The organism is Campylobacter concisus (assembly GCF_003048835.2).
GTDB lineage: Bacteria > Campylobacterota > Campylobacteria > Campylobacterales > Campylobacteraceae > Campylobacter_A > Campylobacter_A concisus_D.
Window position 1 is genome coordinate 1944958 of the sequence record NZ_CP060705.1, and the last position, 19489, is coordinate 1964446.

Below are 19489 nucleotides of genomic sequence, written 5' to 3' on the forward strand. Positions count from 1 at the left end.
CTTTAACGCCTAGTTATCTTTTGGCTCGTATTTAACAGCATAGTCAAATTTTGGCTTACTTAGGCTAAACTCAAAGCTATCTCTATCGACCGAGCCAACGCAGTAATGGCTATCATAAAGGCGAAGCAAAAACTCCGCCATCTCTTCACTCGTGTGATACTTTTTAAACGCCTTGTCGTAGTCGTAGCTCTCTTTGCTAGTTGCCACCATGCCAAATTCTGTCTTTGTGGCAGCTGGGGCCAGCACTTTTGCTTGCATCTTTGCCTGCTTGTCCTGTGCTAGCTCGTGGTAAAGTCCCTCGCTAAAGGCACTTACGAAAAATTTGCTAGCGCAGTATGTGACGGCGTTTGGCACGATCTTGTAGCCGCCTATCGAAGAGATGTTTATAAGCTGCGTATCTTTGTCTTTATATTTTTTCGTAAAGAGCGTTGAGAGCGTGACAAGTGAGATGATGTTTAAATTTATCATCTGCGTGATTTTTTCTAAATTTTGCTCACCGACCTTGTTGTAGTCGCCAAAGCCAGCGTTGTTTATAAGCGCTTTTAGCTCAAATTTTTCTAATTTTTGCCAAAGCAAGAGGGTATTTTCTTGTTTTGAAAGGTCGCAAATTTCTATCATGACCTCTACATCTGCAAATTTAGCTATCTCGCTTTTTAAATTTTCTAAAAGCTCCCTGCGTCTTGCAACAAGGATCAAATTCTCCCCGCGCCTTGCAAATGCCTTTGCCGCCGCCGCTCCTATGCCTGAGCTTGCCCCAGTGATCACTATATATTTTTTCATTTTGTAAATTCCTCCGGACTATAAATTTTTACACCTTCATTGTGGTCGTCTTGCGCTACTTCCACGATCACTTTAGCGATATCAGCTGCCTTCATCGGACGATACTCGTCAAAAAAGCCTTTTGGGATAAATTTAAACGCCTTTATCGCCAAATACTCACCTAGTCTAAATTCTTTCCTATCAGCCTCGATAAGTGGCAGCCTAGCGATATGAAATGAGCTATATCCAAGCTCTTTTATCTTTGCTTCTGCTTGACCTTTTGCCTTTAGGTAAAACGAGCCTGACTTTCTGTTTGCCCCTGCAGCCGAGAGCAAGACAAAGCGTTTTGCACCGCACTCCAAGCCAAATTTGGCGAAATTTATCGGATAGGTCACATCGACTTTGTAAAACTGCTCTTTGTGCTTTGCCGCCTTCATCGTAGTGCCAAGCGCGCAAAAGACGTCATCAGCGATAAATGGCACCTCATCTTTAAAATCATCAAAATTTACTATCTTTACTTCAAGCTTTTCATGAGTAAATTCTAACTCATGCCTAACGAGAGCGACCACCTTGTTATAGTGCTCACTCTCGCATAAATCTTTTAAAATTTCACTTCCTACAGCGCCGCTGGCTCCTGCTATAAGGGCGACTTTTTTCATGTTTATCCTTTGTAAATTTTGGATAAATTCTATCTCGCTAAGGCAAAAATTTCGCTTATGGCCTCTTTTGTATAAATTTGCTCCAAGCCCCTGCTCTTGGCGTAGTCATAAACTAGCGCCATGATCTCGTCTAAATTTGACTCATCAACGCCGATCTCTATGAGGCTTGTTGGTGTGCCGATCTTGCTAAACCACTCTTTTAGCTTCTCTATCGCCACGTCTGCGTCATCTACGCCAAAAATTTCTTTGCTAAAGCGCTTAAATGCCTTTAAATTTCTACTCTTATACCACTTCATCCAAGCTGGCATAACCACACTTAGCCCAGCCCCATGCGCACAATCAACCACCGCACCTATGGCGTGCTCGATCATGTGATTTGGATATGAGTAGCCAGCCGTGCCGACGTAAGTTAGTCCATTTAGCGCCATCGTAGCAGCCCAGGCAAACTCGCCTCTAGCGTCGTAGTTTTCAGGCTCTTTTAGTAAAATTTCAGTCGTTTTCATGACCGTTTTGATATTTGCTTCGATGTATAAATTTATGATCTCAGGCTGGATGCTCGCCGTAAAGTAGCCCTCGATGCTGTGAGCGATGATGTCTGAGGCTGAATAGACCAAGTACTCCTTGCTAACGCTTGCTTGAAGAAGCGGATTTATCACCGATACTTTTGGGTAAAGACAAGCGCCGTGCATGGCAAATTTCTCTTTTGTGGCTTCATTTGTGACCACTGCGCCGCCGTTCATCTCTGAGCCAGTTGCAGCAAGCGTTATGATGTCAAAGATCATAAGTGCTTCTTTGGGACAATTGCTAGTAAAAAAGTCCCAAACGTCGCCGTTATATCTAACTCCAGCAGCCACCGCCTTGGCGCTATCAAGCACCGAGCCACCGCCTATGGCTAGCACGCTATCGACACCTTGCTTTTTAGCTAAATTTATAGCCTCATTTACCTTGCTTAGCACTGGGTTTGACTTCACGCCGCCTATCTTGCAAAACTCGATGCCATTTGCGCTTAGGCTCTTTGTGGCAACGTCAAAAAGTCCGTTTTTCATGATCCTATCGCTGCCGTAGATGATGAGCGTCTTTTTTACGCCAAATTCTTTCATGTATTTGCCGATGTTTTGCTCTTTGTCTTTGCCAAATTCTATTTTAGTAGGGTTTAAAAAGCTGAAATTTTGCATAGTTTTCTCCTTGTTTGCTTTTGTGATTTGGGATAAATTTTAGTTAAATTTTCTTATTTTTAGCTATTTTTATCTGCGCTAAATTTAGAAATTTCTTAGTCTGATAGGTAGTTTTGATGTGATCTTATCTGGATCGAAGCTATTTTTTGGATCGCCCAAATTTCCAAAATTTTCGCCAGTGTTAAAGAATTTTTGTAAGAAATAATCCCCTCTATAGCCAAGCTCGTAAAGTAGCCCTGACATCTCAGAGATATCCTTTTCGCTTAGCAAGTCCGCATGCACGGTCGTTCTAACTTCAAATTTAAAATTTATCTCTATGAGATATTTTAGCGTGGCAGCAAATTTCTCATATAAATTTGAGCCAGTGATGCCGATAAATTTCTCTTTTGGAGCTTTAAAATCAAGCGCGATGTAATCAATCAGCTCCTCATCTATCGCCTCTTTTAAGACGTCACAATACGAGCCGTTAGTATCTACCTTTAAGCTAAAACCGCGCGCCTTTACCTCGCGTGCTAGCCTTAAAAAGAGAGGGTTTGCTGTGCATTCGCCACCGCTAAAGACTATGCCATTTAGCTTGCCGACCCTGCGGTCTAAAAAGTCGCAAACTTCACTAAAGCTTATAGTGCCATTTGACTTTACGACCTCGATGTTGTAGCAGTATCCACAGCGCATATTGCACCCTGCAAACCAAATGACAGCTGCCACTTTGTCTGGATAGTCAAGCGTCGTAAATGGCGTTATACTAAAGACTCTTTGCAAGTTTTTGACCCCTTTTTTAAATTCAAAGGCACAAGGGGCGTGCCTTTGGCTTGCATTTTAGTTTATTTTTTTAAATTTATTCTTGTTTTTTGGCAAGAAATTTATCTCTTGCAGCAACTCGCGTATTCGTCAAATTTTATTCGCTCTTTGTGCTCACCTTTTTTGCCGAGGTTAAAGCTCTCAACTGGTCTGTGATAGCCCATAACACGAGTATAGACCACGCATCTTGTGCGTTTATCTTGCACTTTTTCTAAAATTTCTTTTTCTGTCATTTCCTCTCCTTATTTGGATTTTTTCTTCTCTTTTTCTATAAGCTCTGCATCACAAAGTGGGCAAAACTCATGCTCGCCAGCTATGTAGCCGTGTTTTGAACAGACGCTAAATACCGGCGTTATCGTGATGTATGGGAGTTTGTAGTTTGAGATTATACTCTTTACAAGCTCTTTGCAAGCTTTAGCCGAGCTTATGCGCTCTTTCATATATAGGTGAAAGACGGTGCCGCCAGTATATGCGCTTTGTAGCTCATCTTGCAGATCAAGCGCTTCGTAAGCGTCGTCTGTGAAATTTGCAGGTAGCTGGGTTGAATTTGTGTAGTAGATATTATCGCCCTCGCCTGCTTGGATGATGTCTGGATAGCGCTTCTTATCCTCTTTAGCAAAGCGGTAGGTAGTGCCCTCAGCTGGTGTGGCCTCAAGGTTGTATAAATTTCCACTCTCTTCTTGAAAAGTCCTTATCTTATCACGTAAAAAGCCAACCATCTCAAGGGCAAATTCTCGTCCAAATTTAGTTGAAATGTTCTCTTTGTCGCCAGTAAAATTTCTAAGTAGCTCATTCATGCCATTTATGCCGATCGTGCTAAAGTGGTTGTTAAAGTGCTTTAGATACCTAGCTGTGTAAGGATAAAGCCCTCTATCATACATCTCTTGGATAAATTTACGCTTCTTCTCTAGGGTTGATTTAGCTAGGTCTAAAAGATAGCTTAGTCTGTTGTAAAGTGCGACCTTATCGCCTTTGTAGTTATAGCCTAGGCGGGCTAAATTTATAGTCACAACGCCTATCGAGCCAGTCATCTCAGCGCTTCCAAAAAGACCGCCACCTCGCTTTAAAAGCTCTCTTAGATCAAGCTGCAATCGGCAGCACATAGAGCGCACGTGGCCTGGTTTGTAGGCGTTTTCGTTTTCTATCTTGTTGCCATTTTCGTCGTAAGTGTATTGCGAGCCGATGAAATTTTGAAAGTAGCTTGAGCCCATTTTTGCGGTATTTTCAAAGAGCACGTCGGCTACTTCACTATCCCAGTTAAAATCCTCTGTGATATTTACAGTTGGTATAGGGAATGTAAAAGGCTGCGAGCACTTGTCGCCAGCTGTCAAGACCTCGTAAAATGCCTTGTCTATGCGTGCCATCTCAGGCTCGAAGTCCTTGTAGGTCATATCGATCAAATTTTTCCTGCCACGCTCGTTTGCTTTTTTCAAAATTTTCTCATCTTTTACATTTGTAAAGAGGTGTATGTCATCGCTCGTTGGTATCTGATCTCTTAAGTCGCTTGGGCATGTGATGTCTATGGTTACGTTTGTAAATGGACTTTGTCCCCAGCGCGCAGGGACATTTAGGTTAAAAATAAAGCTAGTGATCGCCTTTTTGATCTCGGCGTCGCTTAGATCGTCTTTGAAAACGTAAGGCGCAAGGTAGGTGTCAAAGCTAGAAAACGCCTGAGCACCCGCCCACTCGCTTTGCAAAATTCCTAAGAAATTTGCCATCTGATAAAGCGCCTCTCTAAAGTGCTTTGGTGCCTTGCTCTCGACCCTGCCACGAACGCCGTTAAAGCCCTCATTTAGCAAGGCTCGCAGGCTCCAGCCAGCGCAGTATCCTGTAAGGCAGTCAAGATCGTGGATATGGTAGTCGCCGTTTCTGTGCGCTAACCCCTCTTCTTTGCTATAAACAGCGTCTAGCCAGTAGTTTGCTATGACTTTGCCGGCGGTGTTGTTTATAAGGCCTGCGTTTGAGTAACTTGTGTTTGAATTTGCAGAAATTCTCCAGTCTGTGCCGTTTATATACTCATTTATCGTTTGGGTTGAGTTTATATAGGTCGTATCTTCGTTTAGGCCTAAAATTTGCTCGCGTTGGAGCTTGTGAGTGTGGCGGTAGAGCATGAAGCTCTTTAGCACTTCAAAATGTCCGCCATCAAATAGCTCTTTTTCTATCGCATCTTGGATGTCTTCGACTGTTATCGCACTTGATTTTTGAAAGATATCTTGGACTACATTTGTAAAAACTTGCTCGTCATAAGCTTTATTTTCGCTGGCAAATGCCTTTTTTATAGCATCTACTATCTTGTATGCTACAAATTCTTGCCTTGTGCCGTCTCGCTTTAAAATTTCACGCATCACTTGCTCTTTTCTGATTGTTTTTTTGATATGGAGTTCAAAAGTATAGGACAAGAAAGCTTAAAAGATAGATAACTATTTTCTTTTGTTTAATAATATTTATCAAAAAATATAAAATTTTAGAGAGTTTTATTAAGTATATTTTTACGTATTTTAGGCATTTTTAACTAAAATTTTATTATTTTTACTTAAATAATTATTTTAATTTTAGTTTTTAAAAATATAGTATTAAAAATAATGAGATCCTAAGGAAGACTTAACGATATAAATTTTAAAATGATCTTAATCATATACTAATAAATGATATTTTCATATAAAGGCAGTGCACATGGTTATTGGGCTTTATTTAAGACACATAAAAGCATATGAAGGTATAAACTTTATTCCTATAGGGTATAAGTTAGATTTTAACTTTATAAGTTATATTGGTAAAAATGGAATAGGCAAAAGTTCTATTCTTGAAGGATTTGATAGCTTCTTTAATGAAAAAATCTACAACATTAATAAAAATGCAACTTCACCTGGAGAAAGAAATAAACCATTTTTTGTTCCAATTTTTTTAATTAAAAAATCTGATTGTATTTTTCCTGCTCATTGTATAAAAGATATAGATAAACTTAATGATTTTTTCTGGAATATAAAATCGTTATCCGGAAGTGCTGATATTAAAGGCTTTAAAAATATTAGGGATGATTTATTAAAACAAGGTATAACTAAAGAAGAGTATTATCTGCTAATGATCGGTGAAGAATTTATATCAAACAGTAGCCCAAAAATATCTTTTGGAACCTTCACTATAGCGCAAGAATTTCTCAGTAAAGTACTTGATAATAAGAATATAAACATAACAATATCAATATCAACAGAAGAAATTCAAGAGCACAAGAGTGAGCTCGCCAAAAAATATAATAAAATTCTACAAATCATAAAAGATCATTACTCATATATATATTTTCCAGTCGAACTTAATATAGAAAATTTTACAAAAATAGAAACAACAGAAATGCAAAAAGTTTTTGGAAAAAAACTAAAAAAAGAAATAGAAAGTATGTTGTCTGGTATTAAGCTAGATGGTACAAATGGAATTAATCCAAGGTTAGATAATTTTATTAAAGAAATACAAAATAGCCTACGTAATAATTATGAGTATAAAACAGGACAGCAAAGAAATAATAAAATAACAAAAAATGACATAGTAAATAAAATAATTGAAGCATATTTTCAAAAAAGAATTTTGTATAAAAATAATAAAAAAATTAGTGAATTAAGTGCAGGAGAAAAAAGACAAGCCCTGATAGACATAATATCCGCATTTCTAATAAAAACAGATAGAGATTCAGCAACAATTATAGCAATAGATGAACCAGAAAATTCACTCCATACTTCTGTTTGTTATGAGCAATTTGATAGATTGAATAAAGTTTCAAAAAATTGTCAAGTGTTTATTACTACTCATTGGTATGGATTCTTGCCTATCCTAAATGAAGGCTTTGGTCATTTTTTAACAGAAAAAGAAACAAAAACTAAAACAGAAAAAGAAACAAAAACTAAAAAAGAAATTCTTTTTGACACCTATGATTTATATGACTATAAGGCAAGAGTAAAAAACGATATACAAAAAAGTAAAAATGAAATTCCTCATGATTTTAATTTAAAAAGTATAAATGATTTAGTTCAAGCCATATATTACTCGCTATACTGTGAAAAACCGTATAACTGGCTTTTGGTAGAAGGCGTGAGTGAAAAAATATACTTTGAATATTTTTTTAAAGATGAAGTGAAAAATAATTTAAGGATTTTACCTCTTGGCGGAAATACAAAAGTTTCAGAAATTTATGAACACTTAGAACTGCCTCTAAAAAAAGAGGATGACAAATTAAGAGGAAAAGTATTTTGTCTAATCGATACAGATAAGATAAGGCATAAAGAGTACATTAAAGATGGAAATAAGCACTTAAAAATTAGAAGATTATGCAATATTGGAAACGATGAAACACGATTATATACACTTGAAAATTCAGATACTACTCAAACTGATATAGAACAATCTTTAAATCCTATAATTTTCAAAGAAACAATGGAAAAATTGGATAAATCAAACAAATATCAGATAAATATACAAAAAAATAATGGAAATACAAGTTTTATTGATAATTTAAAAAGTATTGATTTAAAAAATTATTTTGAAGAAAACGAGGGATCAAATAAAATTAAATTTGCTGAAAAATATGTAGAAATATCTAAAGAGAAGGAAAATAATGAAAAATTTATTCCAACCTGGATATTAGAAATAAAAGATTTTTATAAAAAATAAAGCATCAGTTGGAGCACCGATGCTTTATTAGCATTACTGACACCCCTCACATTCGATCGAGCGGTCAGCTACGTCGTTTAGCTTTTCGCTATCTGGTGACTCAGAGCGTAGATAGTAGGTTGATTTTAGTCCAAGCTCCCATGCAAGCGTGTAAATTTCACTTAGATATCCGCCGCTTGCTTTGTCTAGGCTCATAAAGATATTTAGACTTTGACCTTGATCGATCCATTTTTGGCGGATCGCGCCTGCTTTTATCAAAATTCTCTGATCAAGCTCATAAGCTGGCGTGTAAAACTGCCAAGTATCAGGGCTTAAATTTGGCACGACATTTGGGATCATACCACTTAGGTTGTGCTCGAACCACTTGCGTTTATAGACTGGCTCGATGGTCTGAGTAGTGCCAACAAGGATCGAGATCGAGCTAGTTGGAGCGATCGCCATTAGGTAGCCGTTTCTCATGCCGTCGCGCTTAACCTTCTCTCTTAGCTTGTCCCAGTCGCAGACATTTTCGTCAAATAGCCCACCTTTGTCGTTTAAAAGCGCTTTTGCGTTCTCGTTTGCGGTGTCTATCGGCATGATGCCTTTGCTCCATTTTGAGCCTTCAAATTTTGGATAGATGCCCTTTTCTACGGCTAAATTTGAGCTAGCATAGATGGCGTTGTAGCTTATGTTTTCCATTATGCTATCAATGAGCGCCAAGTGCTCATAGCTGCCCCATTTTACGTTTTTCTCAGCTAGCATTTGCGCTTCGCCCATGACGCCAAGGCCGATCGAGCGAGAAGCAAGGTTTGTGTGTTTTACCTTTTTGTGCGGGTAGAAATTTAGGTCTATAACGTTATCAAGCATCCTGATAGCTATCGGTACGACACGCTCGATGTCCTCTTTGCTGTTTATCTTGCTTAAATTTATACTTGCAAGGTTGCAAACTGCCGTTTTGCCCTCGATGCTCTCTTTTTCTACGATGAAAATTTGCTTGCCTTTTAGGCTATCAAGCGCACTAAGCTTTTTGGCTTTTTTAGTTATGCCACTATCGACCGTGACGTCTTCTTCTTCGTCAAATAGCTCCTCGCCGCCATCTTCATAAGTGATCTTGATCTTATAGTAGTTTGGTGCTGTGTTTTGGAAAATTTCGGTGCATAAATTTGAGCTTCTGATGATGCCTTCGTGGTCATTTGGATTTGCTTTGTTAGCATTGTCTTTAAAGCATAAAAATGGCATGCCCGTTTCAAAATAGCTAGTTAAAATTTTCTTCCAAAGCTCTTTTGCAAGGATGGTGTTTTTCTGGATATTTTCGTCGTTTTCATACTCTAAATATCTCTTCTCAAACTCCTCGCCGTAAAGGTCGCAAAGGTCGCTTACTTGAGCTGGGTCAAAGAGGCTCCAGCGGCCATTTTCTTTGACACGCTTCATAAATAGGTCGTTTATCCAAAGTGCAGGGAAAAGCTCGTGCGCACGGCGTCTCTCTTCGCCTGAGTTTTTACGAAGATCGAGAAAATCGCTCACGTCCATGTGCCAAGGCTCGATATAAACAGCGATCGCGCCCTTTCTAGTGCCTAGCTGATCGACCGCTACTGCGATGTCGTTTGTCACTTTTAAAAATGGTATGATACCGCCAGCTGCGTTTTTGTGTCCGTCGATACTGCCGCCCATCGCACGTACCTTGCTCCAGTCCCAGCCGATACCGCCGCCAAATTTTGAAAGTAGCGCCATCTCTTTGTAGCTATCAAAAATGCCCTCGATATTATCAGGCGTGCTGCCTACGTAACAGCTACTTAGCTGGTGGCGTGTAGTCCTTGCGTTTGAGAGCGTTGGGGTGGCTAACATCACTTCAAATTTAGAGATGAGATCGTAAAATCTCTTAGCCCAGCCTTGGCTGTCTAACTCGTTTTGCGCAAGAAACATAGCGATCGCCATAAACATGTGCTGTGGCAGCTCGATAGGCATACCGCTCTTGTCTTTGATGAGGTAGCGATCATAAAGCGTCTTGATACCAAGGTATGCAAACTGGAGGTCGCGCTCAGGTTTGATGTATGCGTTTAGATCCTCTAAATCGTACTTCTCTTTTAGCCCAGGGATGATGCGGCCTACTTTTTCGCCCTTTGCGAGGTAGTCTTTTAGGTGGTTGTAACCGTTAAAGCCAGTCACTTTGTGATAAAGGTCGAACAAAAATAGCCTTGCAGCGACAAATGTCCAGTTTGGGCGGTCGATGTCGATCTTATCAACTGCTGTTTTTATAAGAGTTTGCTGAATTTCCTCAGTCGTTATCATATCTCTAAACTGGATTTTCGCATCTACCTCAAGCTCGCTAAGACTTACGTTGCTAAGCCCCAGAACCGCTTCGTTTGTGTATTTTTTGATCTTGCTGATATCAAGCTCTTCTGTTCTGCCATTACGTTTTATAACTTTCAAAAATATCTCTCCGTTTTAAATTTTAATTTGAGATTTTATCCAAAAAGATATAAAAACTCTCTTTGCCAAAAACTACTCATTAAATATAAAATTTACAGCCAAAATGAGAAAGATAAAGGCTTTTAAAACTATCGTTTTTTTAGTCTGAGAGAGCGACGAAGGCGTTAAACATGATAAGCTTTTGTGTTAGCTTTGGCGCCCAAAAGTTAAATGCGCCAACATTGCCGATAAATTTTGCTGATGCTTGTAAAAGCTACTTGAAAAGTGTTGCTACCAGCTGATAAATTTTGCGAGCTAAATTTAATGTGGTTTTGTGTTAGGGTAGTTGCAAGAGGCTAAATTTACCCCTTGCGTTTAAATTTATTTGCCAAAGACTCTAGCAAAAATTTTATCTACATTTTTGGTGTAGTAGTTGTAGTCAAAACACTCTTTGATCTCATCTTTGCTAAGGCTCTTAGTTAGGTCCTCGTCGTTTAGCAAATTTTGTAAAAATAGGCTGTGACCTTGCTCGTCAATCGCTTTTTTGCCCTCTTGCAAGTCCGCCCAGACCTTCATGGCGTTGCGCTGAACGATCTTGTAGGCATCCTCTCTAGAAATTCCACGTTGCGGCAGCTGCAAAAGCACACGTTGCGAGAAGACTAGGCCGCCTGTTAAATTTAAATTTTTCATCATATTTTCTGGATAGACGACTAAATTTGCTATCAAATTTTTGATACGAACCAGCATAAAATCAGCCGTGATAAACATATCTGGCAGGATAAATCTCTCAACTGAGCTGTGGCTGATGTCACGCTCGTGCCAAAGGGCGACGTTTTCAAGAGAAGGCGTGACGTATGAGCGTAGCACCCTGCAAAGGCCTGTGATATTTTCGCTAAGGACTGGATTGCGTTTGTGCGGCATAGCACTTGAGCCCTTTTGTCCTGGGCTAAAGTACTCCTCCGCCTCGTAAACTTCGGTTCTTTGGTAGTGTCTAATGGCAACTGCGATCTTCTCACAAGTAGAAGCCAAGATAGCCATGGCACTCACCACGTGGGCATAGCGGTCGCGCTGGATCACTTGATTTGACGCTGGAGCGGCTTTTAGACCTAGCTCTTCGCATGTTAGCTCTTCAAATTCCATCGGAGCGTGGGCTAAATTTCCCATAGCGCCTGAGAGTTTGCCGTAGCTGATCGTATCTTTTGCGTCTTTGATGAGCTTTAGCGCTCTTGCGATCTCGTCATACCAGATGGCAAGTACGAGGCCAAAAGTTATCGGCTCGCCGTGGATGCCGTGGCTTCTGCCGACCATGAGCGTATGCTTGTGCTCGTTCGCTCTGTTTTTGACCGCTCGCATAAACTCCTCTACGTCGCTGATGATGAGCTCTAGGCTCTCTTTCATCTGAAGTGCGACGGCTGTGTCGATGCAGTCGCTTGAGGTCATGCCGTAGTGTACGAACCTGCTCTCCTCGCCAAGGCTCTCGCTGACGCTTGTTAAAAATGCGATGACATCGTGCTTTGTCGTCTTTTCTATCTCGTCGATACGAGCTATCTCAAATTTAGCGTTTTTGCAAATTTTCTCGCAGTCGCTGTCGCTTATGAAGCCAAGCTTATTCCAAGCTTTAACAGCAGCTTTTTCTACCTTGAGCCAAGCGTCGTATTTTGCTTGTATGCTCCACTTTTCAGCCATCTCTTTGCGTGAGTATCTTTCGACCATTGTTGAACCTTTTATGTTAGTTTGCTTTTGTCCTGAAAGTATAAATTTGGCTTTTTGAGCCAGAAATCACGTCGTGTAATTTCTCTAAATTTAAGTTTTGATTATATAAAATCCGGGCTGAAATGTCGGTTATGCGCTTATAAATTTGGACTTAAGATAGCTCGCTCGTTTTTCAAAGGATCATTTTTGCCCTACGTAAATAAATTTATCATTACTGCAGATCATCAAAAAGCCTACGAAATTTTGCTGAAAAATGGCTTTAACATGAGCCAAACCCAGCGCCTCATCGATAAAGGTAGGCTGATCTGTGGTGGCAGTGTCGTGAGCGAGAAAAATGCCATTTTGTGTGGTGATGTCTTTTTGATCGACTATGAGGCCAAGCCAAAAGGACTAAGGCCGATCTTTGAGTGCGAGAGCTTTGCGGTATTTGACAAGCCAAGTGGCGTGCTGAGCCACCCAAATGGCAGACACTGCGACTACTCGCTAAATGATGAAATTTACACACTTTTTGGGCGAGATGCGAGCGTGGCACATAGGCTAGACTGCGAAACAAGCGGCGTAATAGTCGTTGGCAAAGATAGAAATTCTACGATAAAGCTAAAGAAGATCTTTGAAAACAGAGAGGTTTCTAAAAGTTACGTCGCGATGGTGCAAGGCAAGATCGAGCGAGAATTTACGATCGATGCTAAGATGGATCTTGCAAACAACTACGACGATGTGAAAATGCGAATGCAAATTTGTGAAAATGGAAAAAGTGCGGTGACTAAAATTTTGCCGATAAGATATTTTGACGATATCGATACGACTTTAATTCGAGCTATCCCGCTCACTGGCAGGCAACATCAAATTCGGTTGCATTTGTTTCATGTGAAACACAAGATCATTGGTGAACTACTTTATGGTTTGTCGCGTCCGCAGATCGAGAAAATTTTAGATAAAGAGATGAGCGAGAGTGAACGGATAAATTTAACCGGAGCAAAAAGGCTATTACTTCACTCAGATGAAATTTCATTTAAATTTGATGAAATTTTTTACAAGATAAAAAGCGAATTTGACGCCAAGAGTGAGTTTTATAAATTTGCAAAAGAAGCAAATAATCAAACTATTTAAATTTCAAAAAGTTTTTCTAGCAAAAATAATCTATAAAAATTTTTCCTAATTTTGCTTTTAAATTTGACATAGAATTTCCATTAAAAGATAGAATTAGATTTTTAGTGTCGCCACATTGTGATTTAAATTTTGGCAATCGACTTTGCGTTTTTGTTTTCCACTCACAAAATTTCATGCCAAATTTTTAGAATTTATTTTAAAGTTTTATTTTCCTCTTTCAAAACTTTTAGGATCAGCCCAAGCCCAGCGCTAGCAACCAGCACTATAAAAATTATCTCAGAGATATCAAGAGCTGTCATTTTTTACTCACGTTAGTTTTATCGTTAGTTGGTTTTTCTTCTGTTTTAGCTGCACTCTTATCGCTAACGTTAGCTCTGAATTTAGGATTTTCATTTCGCTGTTTTAGCTGTCCACAAGCAGCACTTATATCAAGTCCTTTGCTCTGTCTGATCGTGCAAGTGACACCATGATCCCTTAGATATTCTTGAAATTTTAGCATGCTAGCAAGCTCAGGCCGTCCAAATTCACTACCTTCATGCGGGTTAAAGTAGATCAAATTTACTTTTGCCTTGATACCATGCAGCAGTTTAACCAGCTTTTTCGCATCACTAACACTATCGTTTAGGTCTTTAATAACAAGGTATTCAAACATCACACGCTTTCTCATATCGATAGGAAATCCCCTAACAGCATCCATAACAGCCTCGATATTATAGGCCTTATTTATTGGCATCAGGCGACTTCTAAGCTCATTAGTAACAGCGTGCAGCGATATAGCCAGCAAGACCCCAAGGTCCATCTCGCCAAGCTTTTTTATCTGACTGCCAAGGCCACTTGTTGATACGGTTTGACGGCGTGGCGATATGGCTAGACCCTCATTAAGAGCTAAAATTTTAATCGCTTTACTAACGTTAGCAAGGTTATCAAGCGGCTCGCCCATACCCATATAAACGACATTTATGCGCCTTTCATATGGTATATTATTCTCTCTTTTTATCCACAAAATTTGCCCCACAATCTCGCCAGCAGTCAAATTTCTAACAAGTCCGCCCTTTGCTGTTAGGCAAAAAGCACAGCCCATTTTACAGCCGACTTGCGAACTAACACAAACAGTGTAACGAGCATGGCGACTAACCTTACCATCCTCGTCGCTAATCTCCTCTTTCATCGGCAGCAAAACGCTCTCTATCTTTAACCCGTCTTTTAACTCAAAAAGATACTTGATCGAGCCGTCGCTACTTTGCTCAAATTTCACACATTTTAAAGGATCGAGATAAAATTTCTCGGCTAGATCCTGGCGCATATCCTTTGGTAAATTTAGCATTTGGCTAAATTCAGTAGCATTTTTTTTATACACCCACTCATAAATTTGCGTCGCTCTAAAAGAGGGAGAGACCAGCTCTTTTAGCTCTTCGATACTAAGATCAAGCAAATTTTTCACATATTTTCCTTTATATATTTTGTTAGTAGCTCTTTGGCCTTTGTGTGATTTTTTATAAAATCAGCATGCGCATTTTCATCACAAAAATTTGTCGCTACGAAAATTCCATAAGCTGGAATTTTAAAAATTTGAGCCACTTTTAGAACAGAAAAAAACTCCATATTTTCTAAAAAATAACCTTTTTTAAACATTTTATGAGCCAAATTTTTGTCTGTCGTTATGAAATTTGATGAATTTGTTTTGATAGTTCCACGTGAAACGATAGAAGAAATTTCACACTCGATAGGCGAATAAGATCTATTTTCTATGCTAGAAATTTCAACATTTGCCCCAACCGAGCTTTCATAAATTTGCAAAATTTCACCATCTTCATAAAGACCTGCCGAGCCAACAAAAACTATCTTTTTTGGCATCTGGTATAAATTTCGCTCAGGATTCTTTGATAAATTTTGGCTCAAATTTTGCAGTTCAGGGTTTGATGAGTTTGCAAATTTAGCCTCGATCTTTGCAAGATAATGTGGGTCAATATTTTTTAAATTTACGCCCTTTTCATCTGCTCCCACGCATGATCTTTTTTGCAAAAACTTTGTCAAATTTATCGCCATATCGACTAGCCCCACACCCATCGGCAAGGCAAAGTCAAAAATTTCATTTTTTCCAGCGGATATAACTAACATCAAAGCCTAACCTCAACGCCGTTTGCTTTGAGATACTCTTTTAGCTTTTTTATCTCTATCTCGCCAAAGTGAAATATCGAAGCAGCAAGGCACGCATCAGCCCCAGCCTCAAAAGCATCTTTAAAATGCTCCATTTTCCCCGCACCACCGCTTGCGATAGTCGGTATAGAAAGCGCGCTAAATATCTTTGTTAGCTCCAAACTAAAGCCCTGCTTGACGCCGTCGTTGTCCATAGACGTTAGTAAAATTTCCCCTGCTCCGCGCGACTCGACCTCTTTTGCCCAAGCAAAGGCATCTTTTTTGGTATCGATCCTGCCGCCATTTATAAAAACACTATAACCATTTTCGATCTTTTTAGCGTCGATCGCCACGACAACACATTGCGAGCCAAATTTCTTAGCCGCTTCGTCGATCAAATTTGGGTCTTTTATCGCCGATGAGTTTAGACTCACCTTGTCGCAGCCTGCATTTAAAAGGCGAGAGATGTCGTCGATCGTGCGTATGCCACCTCCAACGGTTAGCGGTATAAAAAGCTTGCTTGCGACCTTTTTTACGACATCAACAATCGTATCACGGCCAAGGTGAGAGGCTGTGATATCCAAAAAGCAAAGCTCGTCAGCGCCCTCGTCGTTGTATCTTTTAGCTATCTCGACTGGGTCTCCAGCATCTACAAGTCCTACGAAATTTACACCTTTTACGACCCTACCGTCTTTTACGTCGAGGCATGGGATTATGCGTTTTGCGAAATGATTCAAATTTATCCTTTGTCTATCTTTCTGGCTGCTACCTCAAAGTAGGGCAAACTCGCCCAATTTTCTCGGTTTCCAACTATGTAAATAACCTCTTTTGCCCTTGTTAGCGCCACGTTTAGCAGGTTTGGCTTGCTAGCAGCCCACGCCCTAGCGCCCTTTGTCGCACCGCCTAACACAAAGACGATAACATCAGCCTCTTTGCCCTGCATAGTGTGGATAGTGCCAGCACCTTTTAAATTTCTACAAACATCCTTAAATGGCGTTATTATCCTGATGTTATAATTTTGGCTAGCTAGCTCACCTGCCAAGAGTTCTTTAACCACCCGACCTTCGGCTTTGTTGTAGTTGCCTATCCACTCCCCAGAGCTAACGTCTATCCACTTTGTTTGCACGTTAGTGTTTGCAAATTTACTAGCCCCATCTCGCCCAAGTATCATCATATCGTCATATGTAGTCTCGTTTGAGATATCAAACATAGGGTTAGCGCACCTTCTATGCACAATGAGTGGCGAGCCAACCCAGATACTCTCGCCACTACCTTTTATATATGTGCCGATCTTTTGCGCTTTGTCGGCTCTTAGCTGTACTGATGATTTTAGTAGGTTAAACTCATCTTTTGCCTCGCAGTAACTAAGGATTGCGTTATTTAAACTAACAGGTAGTGTTACGACTGGCTCAAGTTGAAGCGGATCGCCGACCACGACAGCCATCTTTGAGCGAAGTAGTGCGCCTAACGCGTTAGTTAAATTTGCCTGCCCTGCTTCATCTATCAAAAGCATGCCTATATCGCCATTTAAAAGGTCTTTAAAGGTGTTATTAAACGAGGCAAAAGTCGAGCTAACAACTGGCATTAGTAAAAATAGCCCCTTGATGATCTCACGTCTATGTTTTGCATCAAGGCCATTTTTCTCTGCCATCTTTTCATCGTTAAAGATAACACTAAGGGCACGCAAATTTGTCCTGACAGCCTCTTTGCAGGCAAATATCGCTGCCTTGTGTAAATTTAGTGCCTCTTTAAAAAGCTCTATCCTAGCCTTAAAAAGCTTTGTCTTGTGAAATTTCTGATCTATGCCAAATTCCATCATAAATGGCATACCCTTTTGCATCTCTTCGTTGCTCTGGCTAAAGCTGCCGTTTAGAAAGGTATCTAGCTCCTCGCTCCTACCAAGTATCTTTTGGCGTCTAGCAAAGTCGCTTTGCAGCCTTTTGTAAAGATTTATCTTAGTATTTAGCTCTGCTGCCCTGCTCTGCTGCCCTGCTATCTCGTTTTTTAGCTCATTTAGCCTTGCCTCGTTTTTCTCTTTGCTCTCGCCATTTTGCCTGCTAGCTTTTAAATTTTGCTCAGCTATCTGGCGGTTTATCTCGCCGACCTTTAGCGCCTCGTCATTATACTTTTCAAAGGCCTCTGTCTTAAAGATTTGCTGAAAGGCAAAAAATGCTGGCTTTTGCGGTAAATTTAAATACTCCTGCAAGGCCTCATTTTGACTAACAAGCCTTGTTAGCTCGCTAAATTCAGCCTTTTTAGCGCTAAGCTCGTCACTAACGCTAGCAAATTCGCTCTCAAGCGGAGATAAAAACTCCTCTATCTGCTTAGCTGAGTTATAGCTCTCTAGTCTTCTATCAACATCAGCTAGCTCACTTTTTAAGCTCTTTAGCTCCTCTTCTTTGATCCTGATCTCACTAAAAAGTAAATTTATCTCGTGAAGTGCAAGGTTAAATTTCTCCTTTGCCACGTCAAAGTCATCTACGCCCTCACCCACTGCAAGGTACTTGCCAAGCCCCATCAAAAAGCCATCTTGCTCCAAAAACTCGCCGTACTCACTTGCGATCTTGTCAAACTGGCTGTGAGTTGGCTCGATCTTTACGCCGTTAATCGCATTAAAAACAAAATTTGACTTGTTTTGCTTTGAGCCAAGCGCCACGCAAAATAGCCCCCAAGCTGGCTTTGAGATAAAGGACTTCTCGCCATATTTACTCTTTTCATCAGCCGAGAGCAGCCTTGTGGCTATAAATTTAAAATAATCAATCTCGTCCTTATAATCCCCTATGCTCTTTAACTGGCTTAGCTCCTTGCTTAAAATCTCAACCGCGCCGTTATTGCAAGAGCTAACGACCATCTCGTAGCCTTGTAGCTCGTCATTTAGCCTAAAATAAAGCGCCTTTTCATCGCTGTCATAAACTGGCTCAAAGATATCATGCCTGCTCATTTGCGCGAGTTTCATCGCCCTAAGCGTCACCACTTCAGCCATCACATCCTTTAAAAGCGTCGTTTTTCCAGTGCCTGGAGCGCCATTTACGCTGTAAATTCCACCATTTCCATCTTTAAATTTCTCAATTATATTGTTTAGAGCCATTTGCTGTGAGAAATTTAAGGCAAAATCACTTGCAAAGGCCGATCTTGGGTAGCGCTCAGCACTAAAAAAGTCCCTAACCGCCCTTTGATTTAGCTCATCTCTAACATCAAGCCGCTCAAATTTATTCTCACCGCCCTCGTCTAAAAACTGATCCGTTAGCTCGTGCGTCCTGCCTGACTCATAAAATTTGATAAGCAAATTTATATCATCTATAAAAAAGCTATTTAAAAGGGTGTCGTTCTCTTTAAAATTTGGATCAGCGATCCTTACTTCAAGCCTGATCACGTCTTTACAAAATGGTGTCTTTAGCGAGCTTTTTAGCTCCTCATGGACTACTTTTACATAGTCGCTAAGCCGCATTTTCTCTTTGTGGATAGAAATTTTATCCTTGATGTGCTCGCACTCTTTGTTAAAGTCATTTTGGCTGATCTCTTTTAGGCGGTTTAGGCGCACCATCGCCCAAAGAGCCGTTGGGATGAAAAGCTCATTTGATGAGTTTGGCGTGAAAAATGAGCTTAGCTCATCATCTAAATTTGCATCTTTTAAAGCAAAATTTTGCTCATTTTTGCAAAATACTAGATCGCCAGAGAGCTTAAGCTTATAACAAAATGCCTTTTCAAAGCTCGTTTGCTCAGACCTCAGCTCATCTAAAATTTGCTCTTTTTCAAATTTCACCTTTGCTAGCTTTGATATCGCAAGAGCGAGCAAGTCAGTCTCAAAAATGCCGCCATAAATCGAAATTTCTACACCATTTTTTAAAAGTGACCTGTCAAATGCTCTTAAAATTTGCATAAATTTCTCATCGAAATTTGCGATCTCAATATCCATTGATTTTTTAAATTTGCTATTTGTCTTTTTTGGCTCGTCTAAGGTTTTTGGCTCTAAATATTGTGATAATAAAAAGTATTTTAAGGTATTTGCCCTACTCAAATTTGCGCCTTATTTTGTTGTTATTTAGCGATTATAGTCCATTTTATATATGATTAAACTAAACTTGTAATCAT

The 19489-nt window shown here is 39.9% G+C and carries 12 protein-coding genes and 1 pseudogene; 2 read left to right on the forward strand and 11 right to left on the reverse strand.

Annotated features, from left to right (window positions below):
• Nucleotides 1-9: 9 nt before the first annotated feature.
• The 5 genes and pseudogenes from CVT08_RS09830 to CVT08_RS09855 form a co-directional block, all read right to left on the reverse strand.
• A complete protein-coding gene (locus CVT08_RS09830) occupies nt 10-780 on the reverse strand; it encodes an SDR family NAD(P)-dependent oxidoreductase (RefSeq protein ID WP_107856974.1) in 771 nt (256 codons plus the stop codon).
• Nucleotides 777-1418: an NAD(P)H-binding protein gene (locus tag CVT08_RS09835; protein WP_107856973.1), complete on the reverse strand. Its 642-nt coding sequence runs from the start codon at nt 1416-1418 to the stop codon at nt 777-779. Before CVT08_RS09835 ends, CVT08_RS09830 begins: the two co-directional genes overlap by 4 nt.
• 29 nt (nt 1419-1447) lie before the next feature.
• Nucleotides 1448-2593, reverse strand: coding sequence for an iron-containing alcohol dehydrogenase (locus CVT08_RS09840; RefSeq protein ID WP_107856972.1), 1146 nt, complete (start codon nt 2591-2593; stop codon nt 1448-1450).
• A gap of 84 nt (nt 2594-2677) precedes the next feature.
• Nucleotides 2678-3352, reverse strand: a complete 675-nt coding sequence (locus tag CVT08_RS09845) for an anaerobic ribonucleoside-triphosphate reductase activating protein (RefSeq protein ID WP_107856971.1) — start codon at nt 3350-3352, stop codon at nt 2678-2680.
• A 101-nt stretch (nt 3353-3453) separates the two neighbouring features.
• Nucleotides 3454-5736, reverse strand: a pseudogene (locus CVT08_RS09855) (ribonucleoside triphosphate reductase).
• A gap of 328 nt (nt 5737-6064) precedes the next feature.
• Between CVT08_RS09855 and CVT08_RS09860 the strand changes: the two are divergent.
• Complete coding sequence (locus CVT08_RS09860) at nt 6065-8050, forward strand: AAA family ATPase (RefSeq protein ID WP_107856312.1); 1986 nt, start codon at nt 6065-6067, stop codon at nt 8048-8050.
• Between the two features lie 33 nt (nt 8051-8083).
• On the opposite strand, the gene CVT08_RS09865 is transcribed toward CVT08_RS09860, so the two are convergent.
• Both CVT08_RS09865 and purB read right to left on the reverse strand, forming a co-directional pair.
• Nucleotides 8084-10459: a ribonucleoside-diphosphate reductase subunit alpha gene (locus tag CVT08_RS09865; protein WP_107856313.1), complete on the reverse strand. Its 2376-nt coding sequence runs from the start codon at nt 10457-10459 to the stop codon at nt 8084-8086.
• A 360-nt stretch (nt 10460-10819) separates the two neighbouring features.
• A complete protein-coding gene (gene purB, locus CVT08_RS09870) occupies nt 10820-12151 on the reverse strand; it encodes an adenylosuccinate lyase (RefSeq protein ID WP_107856314.1) in 1332 nt (443 codons plus the stop codon).
• Nucleotides 12152-12337: 186 nt separating this feature from the next.
• On the opposite strand from purB, the gene CVT08_RS09875 reads away from it, so the two are divergent.
• A complete protein-coding gene (locus CVT08_RS09875; RefSeq protein WP_107856315.1) occupies nt 12338-13261 on the forward strand; it encodes a pseudouridine synthase family protein in 924 nt (307 codons plus the stop codon).
• Nucleotides 13262-13556: 295 nt separating this feature from the next.
• On the opposite strand, the gene rlmN is transcribed toward CVT08_RS09875, so the two are convergent.
• From rlmN to CVT08_RS09895, 4 genes are read right to left on the reverse strand one after another with little or no spacing between them, the layout of a single operon-like run.
• Entirely contained in the window at nt 13557-14702 is a 1146-nt protein-coding gene (gene rlmN / locus CVT08_RS09880) for a 23S rRNA (adenine(2503)-C(2))-methyltransferase RlmN (RefSeq protein ID WP_103636738.1), read from the reverse strand.
• On the reverse strand, nt 14699-15379 hold the full coding sequence (locus CVT08_RS09885) for a purine-nucleoside phosphorylase (protein ID WP_107856316.1): 681 nt from the start codon (nt 15377-15379) through the stop codon (nt 14699-14701). The genes rlmN and CVT08_RS09885 overlap by 4 nt, the downstream gene beginning before the upstream one ends.
• The gene (gene hisF, locus CVT08_RS09890; RefSeq protein ID WP_021087091.1) at nt 15379-16134 is read right to left on the reverse strand and encodes an imidazole glycerol phosphate synthase subunit HisF; all 756 of its coding nucleotides are present in this window, start codon (nt 16132-16134) and stop codon (nt 15379-15381) included. Before hisF ends, CVT08_RS09885 begins: the two co-directional genes overlap by 1 nt.
• 2 nt (nt 16135-16136) lie before the next feature.
• On the reverse strand, nt 16137-19415 hold the full coding sequence (locus CVT08_RS09895; protein ID WP_107856317.1) for a DEAD/DEAH box helicase: 3279 nt from the start codon (nt 19413-19415) through the stop codon (nt 16137-16139).
• Nucleotides 19416-19489: the final 74 nt, after the last annotated feature.

Excerpts from the sequence above, each read along its gene's own strand:
- CVT08_RS09830 (WP_107856974.1), bottom strand. The coding sequence starts at position 780 with ATGAAAAAATATATAGTGATCACTGGGGCAAGCTCAGGCATAGGAGCG.
- CVT08_RS09835 (WP_107856973.1), bottom strand. The coding sequence starts at position 1,418 with ATGAAAAAAGTCGCCCTTATAGCAGGAGCCAGCGGCGCTGTAGGAAGT.
- CVT08_RS09840 (WP_107856972.1), bottom strand. The coding sequence starts at position 2,593 with ATGCAAAATTTCAGCTTTTTAAACCCTACTAAAATAGAATTTGGCAAA.
- CVT08_RS09860 (WP_107856312.1), top strand. The coding sequence starts at position 6,065 with ATGGTTATTGGGCTTTATTTAAGACACATAAAAGCATATGAAGGTATA.
- purB (WP_107856314.1), bottom strand. The coding sequence starts at position 12,151 with ATGGTCGAAAGATACTCACGCAAAGAGATGGCTGAAAAGTGGAGCATA.
- CVT08_RS09885 (WP_107856316.1), bottom strand. The coding sequence starts at position 15,379 with ATGTTAGTTATATCCGCTGGAAAAAATGAAATTTTTGACTTTGCCTTG.